The following is a 16,951-nucleotide window of genomic DNA, read 5'->3' on the forward strand; positions in this document are numbered from 1 at the left end:
GCCCGGGCCGACGTGACGAGCCTCATTCGTCCGCCCGCGCGCAAGCACGCGACAATGGGGGCGTGACAGCGCTCCAGGTCGGCCCTATCGAGCTCGCGAGCCCCGTCGTGCTCGCGCCCATGGCGGGTGTGACGAACCCGCCGTTCCGGCGCCTGTGCCGCGAGGCCGGCCTGGCCGGGTTGCCTGCGGCCGAGCCGGGAGGGCTCCGTGAGCCTGCGTCGACGGGCGCGTCGGCGGCGGACCCACCGCGCGGCCCCCGGCCCGGCACCTTCGCCCCCGCGGGCCTCTACGTCACCGAGATGGTCACCTCGCGCGCGCTCGTCGAGCGGACCCCGGAGACGATGCGCATGATCCGCGCCGACCCCGAGGAGCCCGTCCGCAGCGTCCAGCTCTACGGCGTCGACCCCGCGACGATCGCCGCGGCCGTCCACATCCTCGTCGCCGAGGACCGCGCCGACCACGTCGACCTCAACTTCGGCTGCCCCGTGCCCAAGGTGACCCGCAAGGGCGGCGGCGCCGCGCTGCCGTGGAAGCGCGACCTCTTCGCCGCCATCGTCACCGACGCGGTCGCCGCCGCCCGGTCCGCCTCGCGCGGGCGCACCCACGAGGTCCCCGTCACCGTGAAGATGCGGATGGGCATCGACGACGAGCACCTCACCTACCTCGAGGCCGGGCGCATCGCCGAGGAGGCCGGTGTCGCCGCGGTCGCGCTCCACGCCCGCACCGCCGCCCAGCACTACTCGGGCCAGGCGCGGTGGGAGACGATCGCGCGGCTCAAGGAGACGGTGACGACCATCCCCGTCCTCGGCAACGGGGACATCTGGTCCGCCGAGGACGCCGTCGGGATGATGGCGCAGACCGGCTGCGACGGCGTCGTCGTCGGGCGCGGCTGCCAGGGGCGGCCGTGGCTCTTCACCGACCTCGTCGCCGCGTTCGCCGGCTCCGACGTCCGGGAGCGCCCGGGCCTCGCCGACGTCGCGGGCGTCATCCGCCGGCACGGCGAGCTCATGGTCGAGCACTTCGGCGAGGAGACCAAGGCGATGCGCGAGCTGCGCAAGCACATGGCCTGGTACCTCAAGGGGTACGTCGTCGGCGGTGAGGCGCGCGCCGCCCTCGGGCTCGTCAGCACGCTCGCCGAGCTGGACGAGCGGCTCGGCGCGCTCGACCTCGCCCAGCCCTACCCCGGGGAGGGCGCCGAGGGCCCGCGCGGGCGCGCCGGCAGCCCGCGTGTGCCGCACCTGCCCGACGGGTGGCTCCTCACGCCGGACATCGACGACCGCCTGCGCGCCCTGCTCGCCCAGGCCGAGCTGTCGATCTCCGGCGGCTAGCGCAGCACGGGGCGCGGGCGCACGAGGGGCGCGTGCGATGTGCACGCGCCCCTCGTCTGCGCCGCTCGGTCAGCGGGTGGCGGACCGTCTCCGCGCCAGCACAGCGAGCGCCGCGCCGGCGATGAGGAGGCTGAGTGCCGCGAGGGCGCCCGCCGCCGAACCGCCCACACCGGTGACGGGCAGCCCGTCGCCCGTCGGGTCGGTGCCAGGTCCGACCCCGTCCGTGGTGGGCCCGTCGGTCGGCTCCTCGGTGGGCTGACCAGTGGGTTCCTCGGTCGGCTCGCCGGTCGTCGGCTCCTCGGTCGTGGGCTCCTCGGTCGTCGGCTCCTCGCTCGGTTCCTCAGCGAGGAGCACCGTCCCGTAGAGCGCCGGGACGGTGAGGGTGAGCTCGCCGTCGACCGCGCTGACTCGCTCGCCGGTGAGGGCGTCCTGGAAGACCGTGGCCCGCCCCTCCCACGGCAGGCCGACCGTGACCTCCTGCGCGTCGGTGCTGTTGTTGTAGGCGACGACGGCGTGCACACCGTCGTGTGCCCGACCGAGGACGACGACGTGCTCGTCCACGTGCAGCGGAGCGTCGATGGAGCCGCGCCGGAGGACGGCGTGCTCGTTCCGCAGCCCGATGAGCTCACGGAAGTCCTCGAGCAGGACGGTGTCGGGCTCCCCACCCATGTCCTCCCACGGGTACGTCGCGCGGTTGAAGGGGTCCTCGCCGCCGGTCACGCCCACCTCGTCGCCGTAGAAGACCGTGGGGGAGCCGGGGAACGTCATCTGGAACAGGACTGCGAGGCGCAACCGTTGCTTCGCCTCCTCGACCTCGTCGGGGGAGCTGTCCTCGCCGACGTAGCCGAACTGGTGCAGAGCGCGCGCGGCGTCGTGCGTGGAGAGCAGGTTCATGAGGGCGTAGAACGCCTGCGGCGGGTACGCCTCGCGCATGAGCTCGATGTTGTCGTACGTCTCGCCGGCGTCCCGGCCGCCGGCGAAGTCGATGACCGCGTTGCGGAAGATGTAGTTCATCGTCGTGTCGAAGGTGTCGCCGAGGAAGTACTTCGAGGAGTCGAACCACGTCTCGGCGATGGTGAGGGAGTCGGGGTTCGTCGCCTTGATGGCCGAGCGCCACTCCCGCCAGAACTCGTCGCTCACCCAGGGCGTGACGTCCATGCGCCAGCCGTCGATGCCCCGGTCGAGCCACGTGTGCATGACCGAGTCCTCGCTCCCGAACGCGAAGTCCTTGAAGCTGTCCGACTCGGTCAGCTCGGGCAACGTCGTCACACCTGTCCACCCGCTGTACTGGGCGTCCGGCTCGGTCTCGTCCGGGAAGAACTGGAACCAGTCGTACCAGGGGGAGTCCGGCCTGATGGTCTCCTCCTCGAAGGCGCCGGTGCCGGGGAAGTTGCCGTAGCGATCGAAGTACACCGAGTCGCTTCCGGTGTGGTTGAGCGAGGTGTCGAGGATGACCCTGATCCCGCGAGCCTCGGCCTCCTCGGTGAGCGTGACGAGGTCCTCGTTCGTGCCGAAGTTGTCGTCGATGCTGAGGTAGTCGGCGGTGTCGTACTTGTGGTTGCTACCCGCCTCGAAGATGGGGTTGAGGTAGAGCGTGTTGATCCCGAGGTCCTCGAGGTAGTCGAGCTTCTCGATGATCCCAGCAAGGTCGCCGCCGAAGAAGTCGTTGTTGTACTGGTCGTCGTCGGTGGTCGAGCCGTCGGCGCCACCCGGGACGTACGGCCTCTCGAGCCAGTCCTCGTGGACCTCGATCGGGCCGTCGAGGTAGGTGTCGACGCCCGGCTCGGGATCGTTCGCCGGCTCTCCGTTGCGGAAGCGCTCCGGGAAGACGTAGTAGTAGACGACGTCGGGCGCCCACTCCGGCACGACGAAGTCGGGGCTGTAGACGGTCTGGCGATACCGGCGGATGTCGTCAGGGTCCTCGGGGAGGAACGTGAGCTCACCGGGGCCACCGGTGCCGCGCTCGAGGGTCCAGTAGACCGAGGCGTTGTTGTTCTCGTAGACGTACGTGTCGTCACCGACGACGACCTCGAAGTAGTAGCCGTAGACGCTGACGTCGTCGAAGTCGTACGACGCCGTCCAGCGGTCGAGCTCGCCACCGCCCTGACGGCTCATCTCGACGCGGACAGGATCGAGGTACTCGAGGACCTCCTGGTTGCCCTCGAGCAACCGGGTCTCGACGACGAGGGTCGCGCTGCCGACGCCCGGCCTCGCCTCGAGCGCGAACTCCACCGGCGTGCCCGCCGTCACCGCGCCGAACGGAGCCTTGTGGTTCGCGACCCGGGAGTCGTACGTCACGCTGCGCGCGACGGGGTCGGTGACCGGCATGGGGACGCCAGGGTTGACGAACGTCAGCTCGCCGATCGTGAGCCAGGGGTCACCCACGTCGTCGAAGGCGATGGCCAGGGTGTGCTCACCGGTGAAGTCGAAGCGGAGGTCGGCGACCTCGTCGTCCTCCTCCTCGGAGACGAGGGGGAAGGGCTCGTCGGGCGTGACGACGTTGCTTCCCTCGTCCGCGGCACCGAACCGCGTCGCGGCCGTCCCGAGCGGGTCGCCGATGGTGAAGTCGTGGGTCCCCTCGATGTCCACGTTGAGGTAGTACGCGCCGCAGCTGTACGTGAAGTACTCCGCCGGGCTGGGACTGCCGTCGTTGAACGTGCCGCTCAGCCCGAGGAGGGCGTCACCGAGCGGGCTCGCCGGGCACCGGGTGATGGTGAGCGTCGGGTTCGTGGCCGACGCGGACACGTCGAGGACGACGCGCTGGGTCCCCTCGAACGCGAACGTGAGGTTGGAGCCCTGGAGCGCCAGGGGCAGCGGCTCGCCCTCGGAGAGCTCGCTGCCGGCGGCGCCACCGCCGAAGTCCGAGTCGCCCGACCACCCGGCGTCCGCGACCTTGAAGGAGTTCGTCCCGCTCACCTCGACGAGCAGCTCGAAGCGGTTGCAGTTGTAGACGAACTGGTACTCGGGGAGCGCTCCCCAGCTGCTGAAGCCACCGCGGAGGTACAGCTCGCGGTCCCCGAACGGGTTGTCGACGCACTGCTCGTCGGGTGGCTCGGGCGGTGGCGGGACCACCGCGCTCGAGCCGACGGTGCCGACGGCGAGCGCCAGCACCAGGGACATGACGGCCAGGGCCGTGCAGCGGATCCTTCGCATGCGAGCCTCCCTGCTCGGCTACGAACGGCGTCGTAGCGACTGCGACGTGCGCGCCGACGTGGGACCGCGGGACCGCCGCGACCGTGCGGTGTCTGACGTCGTTACGCGCGCGATGCTAGTCGCCTCCCGAGGCAGCCGCCTCCGCAGGAGGGAGCTGCCGCTCGTGGTCGAGCGGCCAGTGGCGGCGTCCCTCAGCTCCGGGTGCGGTAGATCCGCATCGTGATGGGCGCGAGGATCGCCGTGAGGACGGCCGCGGCGACGAGCACCCACGCGACGTCGCTGAAGGAGGCCGTGCCGGCCATGAGGCCCCGGACGGCCGTGACGAGGTCGGAGACGGGATTGATGTTGACCCACGCCCGCAGCACGGAGGGCATCGTCGCGGGGTCGACGAAGATGTTCGACGCGAACGTCAGCGGCATGAGGACGAGCATCGAGACGCCCATGACGGCGTTCGGGGTCCGCATGAGCAGGCCGAGGATCGTGAAGATCCAGCTGATCGCGAACGCGAACACGAGGAGCAGCGCGACCGCGGCGACGACCCCGACGAACCCGCCCTCCGGGCGGAACCCGAGCGCGAGCCCGAGGCCGATCGTGATCGCCGAGGCGATCGTGTAGCGCACGGTGTCACCGAGGAGCGCGCCCACGATCGGGGCCGGGCGCCATATCGGCAGCGAGCGGAACCGGTCGAAGACGCCTTTGGTGATGTCGGTGTTGAGGGTGAAGCCCGTGTAGACGGTGATGATGAGGACCGTCTGGACGAGGATCCCGGGCAGGAGGAACTGCAGGTAGCTGCGGGTGTCCCCGGCGATGGCCCCGCCGAACAGGTACGTGAACATGAGCGTGAAGATGACGGGCGTCAGCGTGACGTCCATGAGCTGCTCGGGCACGTGCTTGATCTTGAGCAGCGCCCGGTGCGTGAACACGAGCGTCGACGTGAGCGCCGAGGGTCGCTGCGGGCGTACGTCGACGGCGATCGCCTCGCGGAGGGCGGTGTTCTTGCCGATGTCGAGCGTCCTCATCGGACCTCCTCCGTCGCGTGCGGTGCGTGGTCCTCGGTGGTGGGCTCGGCCTCGGGGTGCTCACCGGTGAGGGCGAGGAAGACCTCGTCGAGGCTCGGCTGGCCGAGGCTGAACTCCGGCACGGCGATGCCCGCGGCGTGGAGCGCCGGAAGGACGCGGGCCGCGGCGGCGTCGCCCTCGTCGGGGACGCGCGCATCGAGGCTGGCGGGATCCGAGGAGAGGACGACGGCGGTGCCGAGCTCCCGCTCGACGACGGCGGCCGCCGCCGCTCGCTGGGACGGGTCGGCGAGCCGGAGCGTGATCGTGCCTGACCCGACGGACGCCTTGAGCTCCGGGGCCGTGCCCTCGGCGATGAGCTTGCCGTGGTCGATGACTCCGATGCGGTTCGCGAGCTGGTCCGCCTCGTCGAGGTATTGCGTCGTGAGCAGGACGGTCGTGCCCTCGGCGACGAGGAGCCGCACGATGTCCCACACCTGGTTGCGGCTCCGGGGGTCGAGGCCGGTCGTGGGCTCGTCCAGGAAGAGCACCCGGGGGCTCATGACGAGGCTCGCGGCGAGGTCGATCCGGCGCCGCATGCCGCCCGAATAGGTCTTGACCTGCTTGTTCGCGGCCGGGCTCAGGTCGAAGGCGGCGAGGAGCTCCGCGGCGCGGGCCCGCGAGCGGGCGCTGGAGAAGCCGTAGAGCCGCGCGAGGATGACGAGGTTCTCGGTCCCCGTGAGGTCCTCGTCGACGGACGCGTACTGGCCCGTGAGCCCGACGTTGCTGCGTACCGCGTCGGCCTCGGTGAGGATGTCGTGCCCGAGGACGCGGGCGGTCCCGGCGTCCGGGCGCAGGAGCGTGGCGAGCATCCGCACGACCGTCGTCTTGCCGGCACCGTTGGGTCCGAGGAGGCCGTAGACCGTGCCCGTCGGTACCCGCAGGTCCACGCCGTCGACGGCGACGGTCTCCTTGAACCGTTTGACCAGTCCCTCGGCATCGATGGCCAGGTCGGCACTCACGACGGCCCCTCCCGATCGGCGACATGTCCGTCTCCCGGGGCGGACACTACGCCTGCGCCCCGAGCAGGAGAAGAGATTTTCGGGCAGCGCACCGGCACTTCTGCATGATCACGGGAGTGGGTGTGCGGGCGTGACGGCGGAGGGGGCGGGGTACCGGGTCCGGGGGTCACGCGGTGGCGCGGGCCCAGACGGTCGTGTCGCCGGGGACGACGGTCCGTCCGTCGCGCTCGGTCAGCGGCCCGCTGGCAAGGACGACGTCGTAGCCCTCGGGCAGCGTGACGCCCTGGCCCCCGACGGTCGCGACGACGAGCAGGTCGGCGCGGCCCGGCGCGGAGCTGACGAAGGCGAGCGCGCCGGCGTCCTCCACGAGTGCCCCGGCCTCGCTCAGCGCCGACCCGCCGAGCCGGAGCTCGGCGCGCAGACGCAGCGCCGCCCGGTAGAGCTCGAGCGTCGAGCCGGGCACGCCGTCCTGGGCGTCGGCGGCATAGGCCGCCCAGCCGGCGGGCTGAGGCAGCCAGGATCGGCCGGTGGGGGAGAAGCCGAACGCGGGCTCGTCGCCCGCCCACGGCAGCGGCACGCGGCAGCCGTCGCGCCCCTTCTCCACGTGCCCCGTGCGCCACCACGCGGGGTCCTGGCGTGCCGAGTCGTCGAGCTCGGTGTGCTCGGGCAGCCCGAGCTCCTCGCCCTGGTAGAGGTAGGCGGACCCGGGCAGCGCGAGCATGAGCGTGCTCGCCGCGCGGGCCCGGCGCAGGCCGAGCTCGGCGTCGGGCTGCGGGTCCTCGGCGCCGATCCCGTTGGGGCCCTTGCCGGTCTCCGCCATCCCGAGGCGCGAGGCGTGGCGCACGACGTCGTGGTTGGACAGCACCCACGTGGTCGGCGCGCCCACGGCGTCGTACGCGGCGTAGGACTGCGCGATGCAGCGCCGGAGCGCGTCGGTGTCCCAGGGAGTGACGAGGAAGGCGAAGTTGAACGCCTGGTGCATCTCGTCCGGGCGGACGTAGCGGGCGAGGCGGCCCATCGGGTCGACCCACGCCTCGGCCACGAGGACCCGGTCACCGTCGTAGGAGTCGACGACCTCCCGCCAGCGGCGGTAGATCTCGTGGACACCCTCCTGGTCGAACATGGGGCCGCGCCGGCTCCCGCCGTCGACCCCGTCCCCCCCGGCGTCGTCCGTGCCCTCGACCATGCTGACGTGACCCGACCAGTCCGGCAGGCCGGGCGCCTTGACGAGGCCGTGTGCGACGTCCACCCGGAAGCCGTCCACGCCGCGGTCGAGCCAGAACCGCAGGACCGACTCGAGCTCGGCGTGGACCTCGGGATTGTCCCAGTTGAGGTCCGGCTGCGTGGAGTCGAAGAGGTGGAGGTACCACTGGCCGTCGTCGGCGCACGGGCCGCCGGCCGCGTCGTCGCGCGACGTCACGCGGGTCCAGGCCGGGCCGCCGAAGATCGACTGCCAGTTGTTGGGCGGCTCCTCGCCGCGCTCCCCGCCCCCCTCGCGGAAGATGTAGCGGGCGCGCTCGCGGCTGCCCGGGCCGGCGGCCAGGGCCGCGCGGAACCACGCGTGCTCGTCCGAGGTGTGGTTGGGCACGAGATCGATGATGACGCGGAGCCCGAGGTCGTGGGCGGTGCGGACGAGGGCGTCCGCGTCGTCGAGCGTGCCGAAGAGCGGGTCGACGTCGCGGTAGTCCGCGACGTCGTAGCCGCCGTCGTGCTGGGGCGAGCGGTAGAACGGCGAGAGCCAGACGGCGTCGACCCCGAGCGCCGCGAGGTGCGGCAGGCGCGCGGTGATCCCCGGGAGGTCGCCCATGCCGTCGCCGTCCGCGTCGGCGAACGAGCGCGGGTAGACCTGGTAGATGACGGCCGTCCGCCACCACTCCGCGTCGGGTCCGGGCTGGTGGAGCGTCGTCGGGTCGTCGGTCACGGGGGCTCGAGAAGTCACAGGGTGGGGTCTCTGCTCGGGTGGAGGTGGAACGAGCAGGCTACCGCTGCGGGCAGGCCGGTGAGTGCCTTGCGTGGGCCGCGCGGGGAGCTGGCCGAGCCCGTCACGCGAGCGACCCAGGGCTGTCACGGCGGCGAAACATCGCGCTGGGAGCGTTCGTCTCGGCGGCGGAGCGGGTGCCGGGCGGACGTGCCGCCCACGACCTCCTCGCCCGGTGACCGATGGCGCACAGCCGCGGCACCGCTCCACCCGATGACGAGGAGAAGCATGACCACTCGCACCTCACCCCGACGGCGGTCGCTCACGGCCGTCACCGCCCTCGCGCTCGTGGCGGGGGTGTCGCTCCTGGCGCCGGGCGCGGCAGCCGTGACCGCGCCCGAGCCGGACGAGCGCCCCACGGTGACCGTCGTGGCCACGGGCGGCACCATCGCCGGCAAGGCCGCCGGACGTGACACCTACACGAGCTACCGCGCCGGCACGTACCCGATGACGGACCTCCTCGGCGTCCTCGAGCCGGAGGTCTCGGCCTTCGCCGACGTCGACGTCGTCCAGTTCGGCAACTCCGGTTCCGGGGGGTACACGATCGCCCAGTACCACGCGCTGACGCAGACGGTCGAGGAGGCGCTCGAGGTCTCCGACGCCGTCGTCGTGACGACGGGCACCGACACGATGGAGGAGTTCGCCTACTGGCTCGACCTCAGCGTCCAGAGCAAGAAGCCGGTCATCCTCACCGGAGCGATGCGCCCGTGGGCGGCCGGGGAGACCGCGAGCGAGGCAGGCGTGCTCGGCGCCGACGGCCCGGCGAACCTCCTCCAGGCCATCCGGCTCGGGGCGAGCCAGCAGACCTTCTGCTTCGGCACCGTCCTCATGCTCAACGACGAGATCCACGCCGCGCGGGACGTGACGAAGGGCAACTCGACGCGCAACGACACGTTCGTCTCCCGTCAGCTCGGGGCCCTCGGGTGGATCGACGGCGACCGCGTCTACGTCCAGCGCGCCCCGGCCCGCGTGCTCGACTGCGCCTCCGAGGAGTGGTTCACCCCGTTCGACCTCGACGAGGTCGCGCCGGAGGAGCTGCCGCGCGTGGAGATCTTCTACAACTACCAGCAGGCCGGCGGCGAGGCGATCACCGCCTACGCCGGCGCCGGGGTGGCGGGCATCGTCACGGCGGGCACCGGCGCCGGTGGCATCTCCTCGGCCCCCGGGCAGGCGCGCCGCGACGCGGTCGCGCAGGGGGTCTGGTTCGTGAGCACGACCCGCACCGGCAGCGGCGCCGTGGAGAGCAGCGGCGAGGGGATCATCGGCGGCGGTGACCTCATCCCGCAGAAGGCGCGGCTCCTGCTCCTGCTGAGCCGGACGTTCACCGACGACATCGAGCAGGCGCGCGAGTGGTTCGCCACGCTCGGCGCCCCGAGCTTCGACCAGTCCGCGATGGCCGGCGTCGTCAGCCCGGTGCCCGGTGCCGAGCCCACCGAGACGCCGACCGACCCCTCGGCCGAGCCGACGGACGGCGAGGAGCCCACCACCGACGAGCCGACGACCGGCGAGCCGCCCGCGGGCGAGGAGCCCGCCGGTGAGGAGCCCGCGGGCGAGGAGCCTGCCGGCGAGGAGCCTGCCGGCGAGGAGCCCGCCGGTGAGGACGAGAGCCCGGGGGCGGGCGGCGTCATCGGCGGCGGGTCCGACGGCCCGGGCGGTGCCCTGCCGATGCTCGGCGCGCAGGCCCAGGGCGTCGCCACGGTGGCGGTGCTCGCGCTGCTCCTCGGCGGGACGCTCTACGCCCTCCACCGCCGTCGCTCGCCGTGGGTGGCGACGCCGGCACTCGAGGCGGGCGGCATCGAGTGACCGACGGCGGGCGCACACCCGCGAGGTAGACGTTGCGGGGAGCGGGCCGACGGCTCGCTCCCCGCACCTGCGCGTCCGGCGCGTGCCCCCGGCGCGGTCGGGTTGCGCTGACCGTCCGCGGCGCGGCGGGTCCCGGAGTCACCGGGCGACGACGTGGCGGAGCGCCGAGCCGCCGTCGGGCGAGCGAGGAGCAGAGCCGTCCGTCGGGCGACGCTAGGCGGTCGTACCGCCCGCCCCGACGGCGACCGGGTCGTCGTCTGATGCGTCCGGTGAGCGCTGCGTCTCGGGTGAGCGCGGCACCCCGCCGGTCGCTCCCGCCGCGGCCCTGCCGGTCCCCCGCACGGCGGGCGCCGCGCCGGTCGAGCCCCGCACGATGAGCTCGGCGACGAAGAGGAGCTCCGTGCGCGGGACCTGCCCGCCGCCGATGTCGGTGACGAGGGTGCTGACGGCGGCGTGGCTGATCGCGTCGACGGGCTGGCGCACGGTCGTCAGGGGCGGGTCGGTGAACGCGATGAGCGCGGAGTCGTCGTACCCGACGACGGAGACGTCGCCCGGCACGTCGAGCCCTCGCAGGCGCGCCGCCCGGATCGCGCCGAGGGCCATGAGGTCCGAGCCGCACACGACGGCGGTGCACCCCGCGTCGAGGAGGAGGCCGCCCGCGCCCTGCCCGCCCTCGACGGTGTAGAGCGTCGTGACGACGCGGGGGGAGTCGTCGCCCGCGTGACGGGCCATGGCGTCGATGAAGCCCGACCGCTTGCGCTCGGCCGGGACGAACCGCTCGGGCCCGATGGCGAGCCCGATCGCGCGGTGCCCCTGGGAGACGAGGTGACGCACGGCGAGGTCCATGCTGCCCCGGTCGTCCGTGGAGAACGCGGGGGCGTCGATCGTCCCGGTGTAGCCGTTGATGAGGACGAACGGCACCCCGCGCCCACGCAGGCGCTTGTACCGCTCGGTGTCCGCGTGCGCGTCGGCGTGCAGGCCGGAGACGAAGATGATCCCGTCGACCGCCTGGTCGAGGAGCATCTCGACGTACTGGTCCTCCGTCGTGCCGCCGGGGGACTGGGTGCACACGAGCGGGGTGTACCCGAGGTTGGACAGGACCGACTCGATCGACTGCGCGAACGCCGGGAAGACGGGGTTGGTCAGCTCCGGGACGATGAGCCCGATGAGCCCCGCCGAGCGCGCGCGGAGCTTCTCCGGCCGCTCGTAGCCGAGCATGTCCAGCGCGGCGAGCACCGAGCGTCGGGTCTCCCCGGCGACCCCCGGCTTGCCGTTGAGCACGCGCGAGACGGTCGCCGTGCTGACGCCCGCCTGCTCCGCGACGTCCATCAGTCTGGTGCGCCCTTGCATCACAGACACCGACTCTCATCAGTCATGCCCGGGTGTGCCGGGACCTCGGTTGAAACTGTTGTCTGAAAGTTACTGCAACGTCTTGCAGCGGTCCAGCCGCCGGGCTAGCCTCCTGCGTATCCGGGCACAGCGGCCTGTCACATGCCAGAGCGCGCTGGCGCCACACCTCTCACATCCAGGAGAAGAACGATGCGACGGAGCATCACGCTCACTGCAGCCCTCGGGCTCACCCTCACCCTCGCGGCCTGCGGCGGCGACACCGGCAGCGACGACGAGACCACCACCCCGGCCGAGGCGACCGGCGAGGCCACCGCCGAGGAGACCACCGGCTCCGGCGAGCTCAGCGGCACCCTGACGATCTGGGCCGACGAGACCCGGATCGATCTCATCGAGGAGATCGGGCAGCAGTTCACCGACGAGACCGGCATCGGCATCGACGTCATCCAGAAGGCGTCGGCGGACATCGGCAACGAGTTCATCACCGCCGTCCCGAGCGGCGAGGGCCCGGACCTTATCGTCTCCGCCCACGACGGCCTCGGCGGCTGGGTGACGAACGGCGTCGTCGGCACCGTCGAGCTCGGCGACAAGGCGGACGCCTTCGCGCCGGCCGCGCTCGCCGGCGTCACCTACGACGGCCAGACCTACGGCGTCCCCTACGCCATCGAGAACATCGCGCTCGTGCGCAACAACGAGCTCGCGGCGGAGACACCGGCCACGTGGGACGAGCTCGTCGCCCAGGGCACCGAGCTCGGCACCGAGTACCCCGTCCTCATCCAGCAGGACCCGGCCGCCTCGGACCCGTACCACCTGTACCCGCTGCAGACGTCCTTCGGCGCCCCCGTCTTCGCCATGTCCGAGGACGGCTCGTACACGGCCGACATCGCCATGGGCGGCCCGGAGGGCCAGGCGTACGCCGAGTTCCTCGCGGCGCAGGCCGAGGCCGGCGTCCTCGACGTCAACATCACCGCCGACGTCGCCAAGGAGGCGTTCCTCGCCGGTGAGTCGGCCTACATGATCACGGGCCCGTGGAACGTCACGGAGTTCGTCGACGCCGGCATGGACGTCGCGGTCATGCCGGTGCCGAGCGCGGGGGGCCAGGAGGCGCAACCGTTCGTCGGCGTGCAGGCGTTCTTCCCGAACATCGACTCCGAGAACGCGCTCCTCGTCAACGAGTTCCTCGTCAACTACATCGCCACGCCCGACGTCCAGACCGAGCTCTTCGAGCTCGGCGGCCGCGTGCCGGCGATGACCGAGGCGGCCGAGGGCCTCGACGACCCGATCCTCCAGGGGTTCAACGAGGCCGGCGCCACCGGTGCACCGATGCCCTCGATCCCCGAGATGTCCGCGGTGTGGGAGTACTGGGGTGCGGCTGAGGCCGACATCATCAGCGCCAACGCCGCGCCCGCGGACCGCTGGGCCACGATGGTGGAGAACATCGAGGGAGCCATCTCCGCCGGCTAGTCCGGCACGGGCGTGGGCGGCCTCGCGCGAGCGCGGGGCCGCCCGCAGCACGTACGCGTCGGCGTCGTCGGCACGCGACCAGGTCATTCGAAAGGAGCGGGACGTGAGCACCCGCAGCGCAGCAGGTCTCACCCGGGCGGGCAGCCCGGACTCCGCGGGCCCGAAGAAGGGCCGCGACTCCCACGCCCGCTCCATGGGGCCGGGCTTCATCGTCAAGCTCGTCCTCGTCGGGCTCGTCGACGCCCTCGGCGTCTACGGCATCCTCGCGGCCGCCGCCGTCGAGGCCTGGGGGATCGTCGCGTTCCTCGTGCTCGCGCTCGTCGCCGTCAACGTCGTCTACTTCTCCCGCCGGATGATCCCGGCGAAGTACCTCGTCCCGGGTCTGCTGTTCCTCCTCGTGTACCAGCTCTTCGTCATGGTCTACACGGGCTACGTCTCGTTCACGAACTACGGCGACGGCCACAACTCCACCAAGGGCGACGCGGTCTCGGCAATCCTCCTGCAGAACGACCGCCGGGTGGAGGGCTCGCCCACGTTCCCCCTCGCCGTCGTGCGCGACGGCGACGAGCTGGGTTTCGCCGTCGTCCAGGACGACGGGGACGTCGCCGTCGGCACGGCCGAGCAGCCGCTCGAGACCGTCGACGACGCGGTGGTCTCCGACGGCGACATCGCCGAGGTCCCGGGCTGGGAGATCCTCGGCTTCGCCCAGCTCGTCGAGGTGCAGCAGGAGATCACCAACCTGCGCGTCCCTCTGACCGACGACCCCAACGAGGGTGCCGTGCGGACCCAGAACGGGTCCGACGGCTTCATCTCCCGCAGCTTCTACGTCTACGACGAGGCCGCGGACACGATGACCAACACCGACGACGGCACCGTGTTTCGCCCGAGCGAGGAGGGCAACTTCGTCGCCGACGACGGGCGCACCCTCACGCCGGGCTGGCGCGTCACGGTCGGCGCCGACAACTACCTCGCGATGTTCACCGACTCGCGGATCTCGGGCTCGTTCTTCCAGGTCGTCGCGTGGACCTTCGCCTTCGCGGGCCTCTCGGTCGCCATGACGTTCGGCCTCGGGCTCTTCTTCGCCATCGTCTTCAACGACCCGCGCCTCAAGGGCCGGCGCTTCTACCGGTCGATGCTCATCCTCCCGTACGCGTTCCCCGGGTTCCTCGCCGCCCTCGTGTGGCGCGGCATGCTCAACGAACGGTTCGGCTTCGTCAACGAGGTCCTGCTCGGCGGGGCGTCGGTGCCCTGGCTCTCCGACGACTGGCTCGCCAAGGCTTCCGTCCTCGGCGTCAACCTCTGGCTCGGCTTCCCCTACATGTTCCTCATCTGCACGGGGGCGCTGCAGTCCATCTCGAGCGACGTCGTCGAGGCGGCCCGGATCGACGGCGCGGGGGCGCTGCGGATCTTCCGCTCGATGACGCTGCCGCTCCTCCTCGTCTCGACGGCGCCGCTGCTCATCTCGACGTTCGCGTTCAACTTCAACAACTTCACCCTCATCTACATGCTCACGGGCGGTGGACCGAACTTCCCGGACGCGCCGATCCCGGTGGGCGCCACGGACATCCTCATCTCGATGGTCTACTCCATCGCGTTCGAGGGAGGCAGCCGGGACTACGGGCTCGCCTCGGCGATGTCCCTGCTCATCTTCGTCGTCGTCGGCGTCATCTCGTGGCTCGGCTTCCGCCGGACCCGCACCCTCGAGGAGATCTGACATGGCCACCCACGAGCTGAGCGACCCACCCCCGCGCGGCGCGCGCTGGTGGCGGGAGATCGGGTGGCGCCACATCGTCGGCGTCGTCGCCATCGCCTACTGCGTCTTCCCGCTGCTCTACGTCCTCTCGGCGTCCCTCAACCCCGGCGGCAGCCTCACGGGCTCGAACGACCTCTTCCGCACGGTCGCCGGTGACAACTACGCCGAGCTCGGCGGGACGGACTTCATGCAGTGGGCCCGCAACTCCCTCATCATCGCCACGGTGACGGCGCTGGGGACGGTCCTCATGGGATCCGCGGCCGCGTACGCGTTCTCGCGGTTCCGCTTCCGCGGGCGGCGGGCGACGCTGACGGCCCTCCTCCTCGTCCAGATGTTCCCGCAGGTGCTGACGTTCGTCGCGATCTTCCTGCTCCTGCTCAGCCTGGGCGAGGTCTTCCCCGTCCTCGGGCTCAACAGCAGGCTCTCTCTCATCGCCGTCTACCTCGGCGGCGCGCTCGGTGTGAACACGTTCCTCATGTATGGCTTCTTCAACACCGTGCCCAAGGAGCTCGACGAGGCGGCGAAGATCGACGGCGCCTCGCACGCGCAGATCTTCTTCACGATCATCCTGCGCCTCGTCGCGCCGATCCTCGCCGTCGTCGGGCTGCTGTCCTTCATCACGGCGTACAGCGAGTTCGTCATCGCGCGGATCGTCCTCCAGTCGCAGGACAACTTCACGCTCGCGGTGGGGCTCTACCAGTGGGCCTCGGACGAGCGGAACGCCCCATGGGGCCTCTTCGCGGCCGGCGCCGTCCTCGCGGCTATCCCCGTCGTCCTGCTCTTCCTCTTCCTCCAGCGCTACATCGTCTCCGGGCTGACGGCGGGCTCGGTCAAGGGCTGAGCGCGGCTACCGGCCGCGGGCCGACGGCGGGCGCTCTCCGGGGCCGGGGCGCCGGCTCGGACACGGGCGGGCCCCGGGCGCCGGGACTACTGGCGGACGCGCTCGGCGCGCTCGCTGCCGGGCGAGGCCATCCAGATCCACACGGTCGTCTCCGGCGGCACGAGGAAGCTGCCGTCGTCGGCGGTGAGGAGCTCCGCGCTCGTGTGGAGGATGTCGCTGCCGGCCGGGAGGCGCAGCGTCGCCGCGCCGAAGTTGCACAGGACGAGGACCTCCCCGGAGAGGAAGGCCACCGTCTGCGGCTCGGCCGCCGCGGGCAGGCCGTGCACCCACGCCAGCGGCGCGGTACCGAGCCGGTAGTCCGCACGCAGCCGCAGCGCCGCGCGGAACATCTCGTACGTCGAGCCGGTCACCCCACGCTGCGCGGCGCGCGCCGCGTCGGCCTCCGCCTCACGCTCGGCCAACGAGCCCGTCGCGCGCCGGGAGGGCAGGCCGAGCGCGGTCCCCTGGCGCAGGTACAGCGCCCCCGGCAGGGCCAGCGTCAGCAGCGCTCCGGCGCGTGCCCGCCGCAGCGAACCCGTGTCCGCGATGTCCGGCACGAGCCACGCGGCCGGGGCCCCGAGGACGTCGCGGATGGCGTACGCGTCGTCGATGGCGTCGCGGACGGCGGCGACCGTCTGGGTGCGCGTGAGCGCGGCGTCGACGACGTGGTGGAGCCAGTCCTCGTGGAGCATCTCGCTCAGCTGCGGCTGGGCGTCCGGGGACAGCCGCGCCGAGAGGATGCCGTCGTCCGTGTGCTCGGCGAGCAACGCCTGGAGCTCGCGGTAGCGCTCGTGGGAGACCTCGGGGATGCCGGGGCCGACGGGGCCGAGGTCGAGGCCGTCGACGCCGCGGGACAGCCAGTGCCGCGCGGGCGCCTCGTGGGCGGGGTCGAGCGGGTCGATGCGCATGATGACGCGCACACCGAGGCGCCGCGCGCGCGTGAGGAGCTCCTCGACCGCGGCGTCGATCACCGGGTCGTCGGGCCCGGGGCAGCCGATCCGCACGGCCGTCGCCCCGAGGCGCGAGATCGGGCGGAGCAGCTCGGTGCGCTCCGTGACGTCGGCGGCGGTGCTGCGCACGTCGAGGAGGGGCGGGTCGTTGACGAAGACGACGCAGCTTCGCCACCACTCCTGGGGGCCGCGGCCACCGATGTGGACGAGCGTCGTCGTCGTCGCCGGCTCGGCGACGACGCGTGCGCTGGGGGCGTCGGTCATCGTCCCATTCTGAC

The 16,951-nt window shown here is 72.1% G+C and carries 11 protein-coding genes; 5 read left to right on the forward strand and 6 right to left on the reverse strand.

All coding sequences use genetic code 11. The features are described from left to right. Window positions 1-119: 119 nt before the first annotated feature. Window positions 120-1,328, forward strand: coding sequence for a tRNA dihydrouridine synthase DusB (gene dusB / locus V2J63_RS04220; RefSeq protein ID WP_434056285.1), 1,209 nt, complete (start codon window positions 120-122; stop codon window positions 1,326-1,328). A gap of 69 nt (window positions 1,329-1,397) precedes the next feature. On the opposite strand, the gene V2J63_RS04225 is transcribed toward dusB, so the two are convergent. The 4 genes from V2J63_RS04225 to V2J63_RS04240 all read right to left on the reverse strand — a co-directional run bounded on the left by V2J63_RS04225 (window position 1,398) and on the right by V2J63_RS04240 (window position 8,419). Further along, window positions 1,398-4,481 (reverse strand): alpha-amylase family glycosyl hydrolase, encoded by a 3,084-nt coding sequence (locus V2J63_RS04225; protein WP_331229753.1) that lies wholly within the window; start codon window positions 4,479-4,481, stop codon window positions 1,398-1,400. Window positions 4,482-4,672: 191 nt separating this feature from the next. Beyond that, window positions 4,673-5,500 (reverse strand): ABC transporter permease, encoded by an 828-nt coding sequence (locus tag V2J63_RS04230; RefSeq protein WP_331229755.1) that lies wholly within the window; start codon window positions 5,498-5,500, stop codon window positions 4,673-4,675. Next, window positions 5,497-6,498 (reverse strand): ATP-binding cassette domain-containing protein, encoded by a 1,002-nt coding sequence (locus V2J63_RS04235; RefSeq protein WP_331229756.1) that lies wholly within the window; start codon window positions 6,496-6,498, stop codon window positions 5,497-5,499. The genes V2J63_RS04230 and V2J63_RS04235 overlap by 4 nt, the downstream gene beginning before the upstream one ends. A 166-nt stretch (window positions 6,499-6,664) precedes the next feature. Next, window positions 6,665-8,419: a glycoside hydrolase family 13 protein gene (locus V2J63_RS04240; RefSeq protein ID WP_331229757.1), complete on the reverse strand. Its 1,755-nt coding sequence runs from the start codon at window positions 8,417-8,419 to the stop codon at window positions 6,665-6,667. 285 nt (window positions 8,420-8,704) lie between these two features. On the opposite strand from V2J63_RS04240, the gene V2J63_RS04245 reads away from it, so the two are divergent. Beyond that, a complete protein-coding gene (locus V2J63_RS04245) occupies window positions 8,705-10,279 on the forward strand; it encodes an asparaginase (protein ID WP_331229758.1) in 1,575 nt (524 codons plus the stop codon). A gap of 213 nt (window positions 10,280-10,492) precedes the next feature. Here V2J63_RS04245 and V2J63_RS04250 read toward each other — a convergent pair whose 3' ends face one another. Continuing rightward, window positions 10,493-11,608: a LacI family DNA-binding transcriptional regulator gene (locus V2J63_RS04250; RefSeq protein WP_331229759.1), complete on the reverse strand. Its 1,116-nt coding sequence runs from the start codon at window positions 11,606-11,608 to the stop codon at window positions 10,493-10,495. 210 nt (window positions 11,609-11,818) lie between these two features. Here V2J63_RS04250 and V2J63_RS04255 point away from each other — a divergent pair, with 210 nt between their 5' ends. From V2J63_RS04255 to V2J63_RS04265, 3 genes are all read left to right on the forward strand, one after another. Further along, complete coding sequence (locus V2J63_RS04255) at window positions 11,819-13,090, forward strand: sugar ABC transporter substrate-binding protein (protein WP_331229761.1); 1,272 nt, start codon at window positions 11,819-11,821, stop codon at window positions 13,088-13,090. A 193-nt stretch (window positions 13,091-13,283) separates the two neighbouring features. After that, the gene (locus V2J63_RS04260) at window positions 13,284-14,804 is read left to right on the forward strand and encodes an ABC transporter permease subunit (protein ID WP_331230135.1); all 1,521 of its coding nucleotides are present in this window, start codon (window positions 13,284-13,286) and stop codon (window positions 14,802-14,804) included. A gap of 1 nt (window position 14,805) precedes the next feature. Then, a complete protein-coding gene (locus tag V2J63_RS04265) occupies window positions 14,806-15,684 on the forward strand; it encodes a sugar ABC transporter permease (RefSeq protein ID WP_331229762.1) in 879 nt (292 codons plus the stop codon). A gap of 86 nt (window positions 15,685-15,770) precedes the next feature. Here the strand turns inward: V2J63_RS04265 and V2J63_RS04270 are convergent, their stop codons facing one another. Then, window positions 15,771-16,937, reverse strand: coding sequence for an alpha-amylase family protein (locus tag V2J63_RS04270; protein ID WP_331229763.1), 1,167 nt, complete (start codon window positions 16,935-16,937; stop codon window positions 15,771-15,773). Between the last annotated feature and the right edge of the window lie 14 nt (window positions 16,938-16,951).

This window comes from Georgenia wangjunii, from assembly GCF_036421975.1.
Classification (GTDB): Bacteria; Actinomycetota; Actinomycetes; order Actinomycetales; family Actinomycetaceae; genus Georgenia_A; species Georgenia_A wangjunii.

What these genes read in the sequence shown, in the direction of transcription:
- V2J63_RS04255 (WP_331229761.1), top strand. Translation starts at nt 11,819, where the DNA reads ATGCGACGGAGCATCACGCTCACTGCAGCCCTCGGGCTCACCCTCACC.
- V2J63_RS04250 (WP_331229759.1), bottom strand. Translation starts at nt 11,608, where the DNA reads ATGGACGTCGCGGAGCAGGCGGGCGTCAGCACGGCGACCGTCTCGCGC.
- V2J63_RS04245 (WP_331229758.1), top strand. Translation starts at nt 8,705, where the DNA reads ATGACCACTCGCACCTCACCCCGACGGCGGTCGCTCACGGCCGTCACC.
- V2J63_RS04265 (WP_331229762.1), top strand. Translation starts at nt 14,806, where the DNA reads ATGGCCACCCACGAGCTGAGCGACCCACCCCCGCGCGGCGCGCGCTGG.
- V2J63_RS04270 (WP_331229763.1), bottom strand. Translation starts at nt 16,937, where the DNA reads ATGACCGACGCCCCCAGCGCACGCGTCGTCGCCGAGCCGGCGACGACG.
- V2J63_RS04225 (WP_331229753.1), bottom strand. Translation starts at nt 4,481, where the DNA reads ATGCGAAGGATCCGCTGCACGGCCCTGGCCGTCATGTCCCTGGTGCTG.
- V2J63_RS04230 (WP_331229755.1), bottom strand. Translation starts at nt 5,500, where the DNA reads ATGAGGACGCTCGACATCGGCAAGAACACCGCCCTCCGCGAGGCGATC.
- dusB (WP_434056285.1), top strand. Translation starts at nt 120, where the DNA reads ATGGCGGGTGTGACGAACCCGCCGTTCCGGCGCCTGTGCCGCGAGGCC.
- V2J63_RS04260 (WP_331230135.1), top strand. Translation starts at nt 13,284, where the DNA reads ATGGGGCCGGGCTTCATCGTCAAGCTCGTCCTCGTCGGGCTCGTCGAC.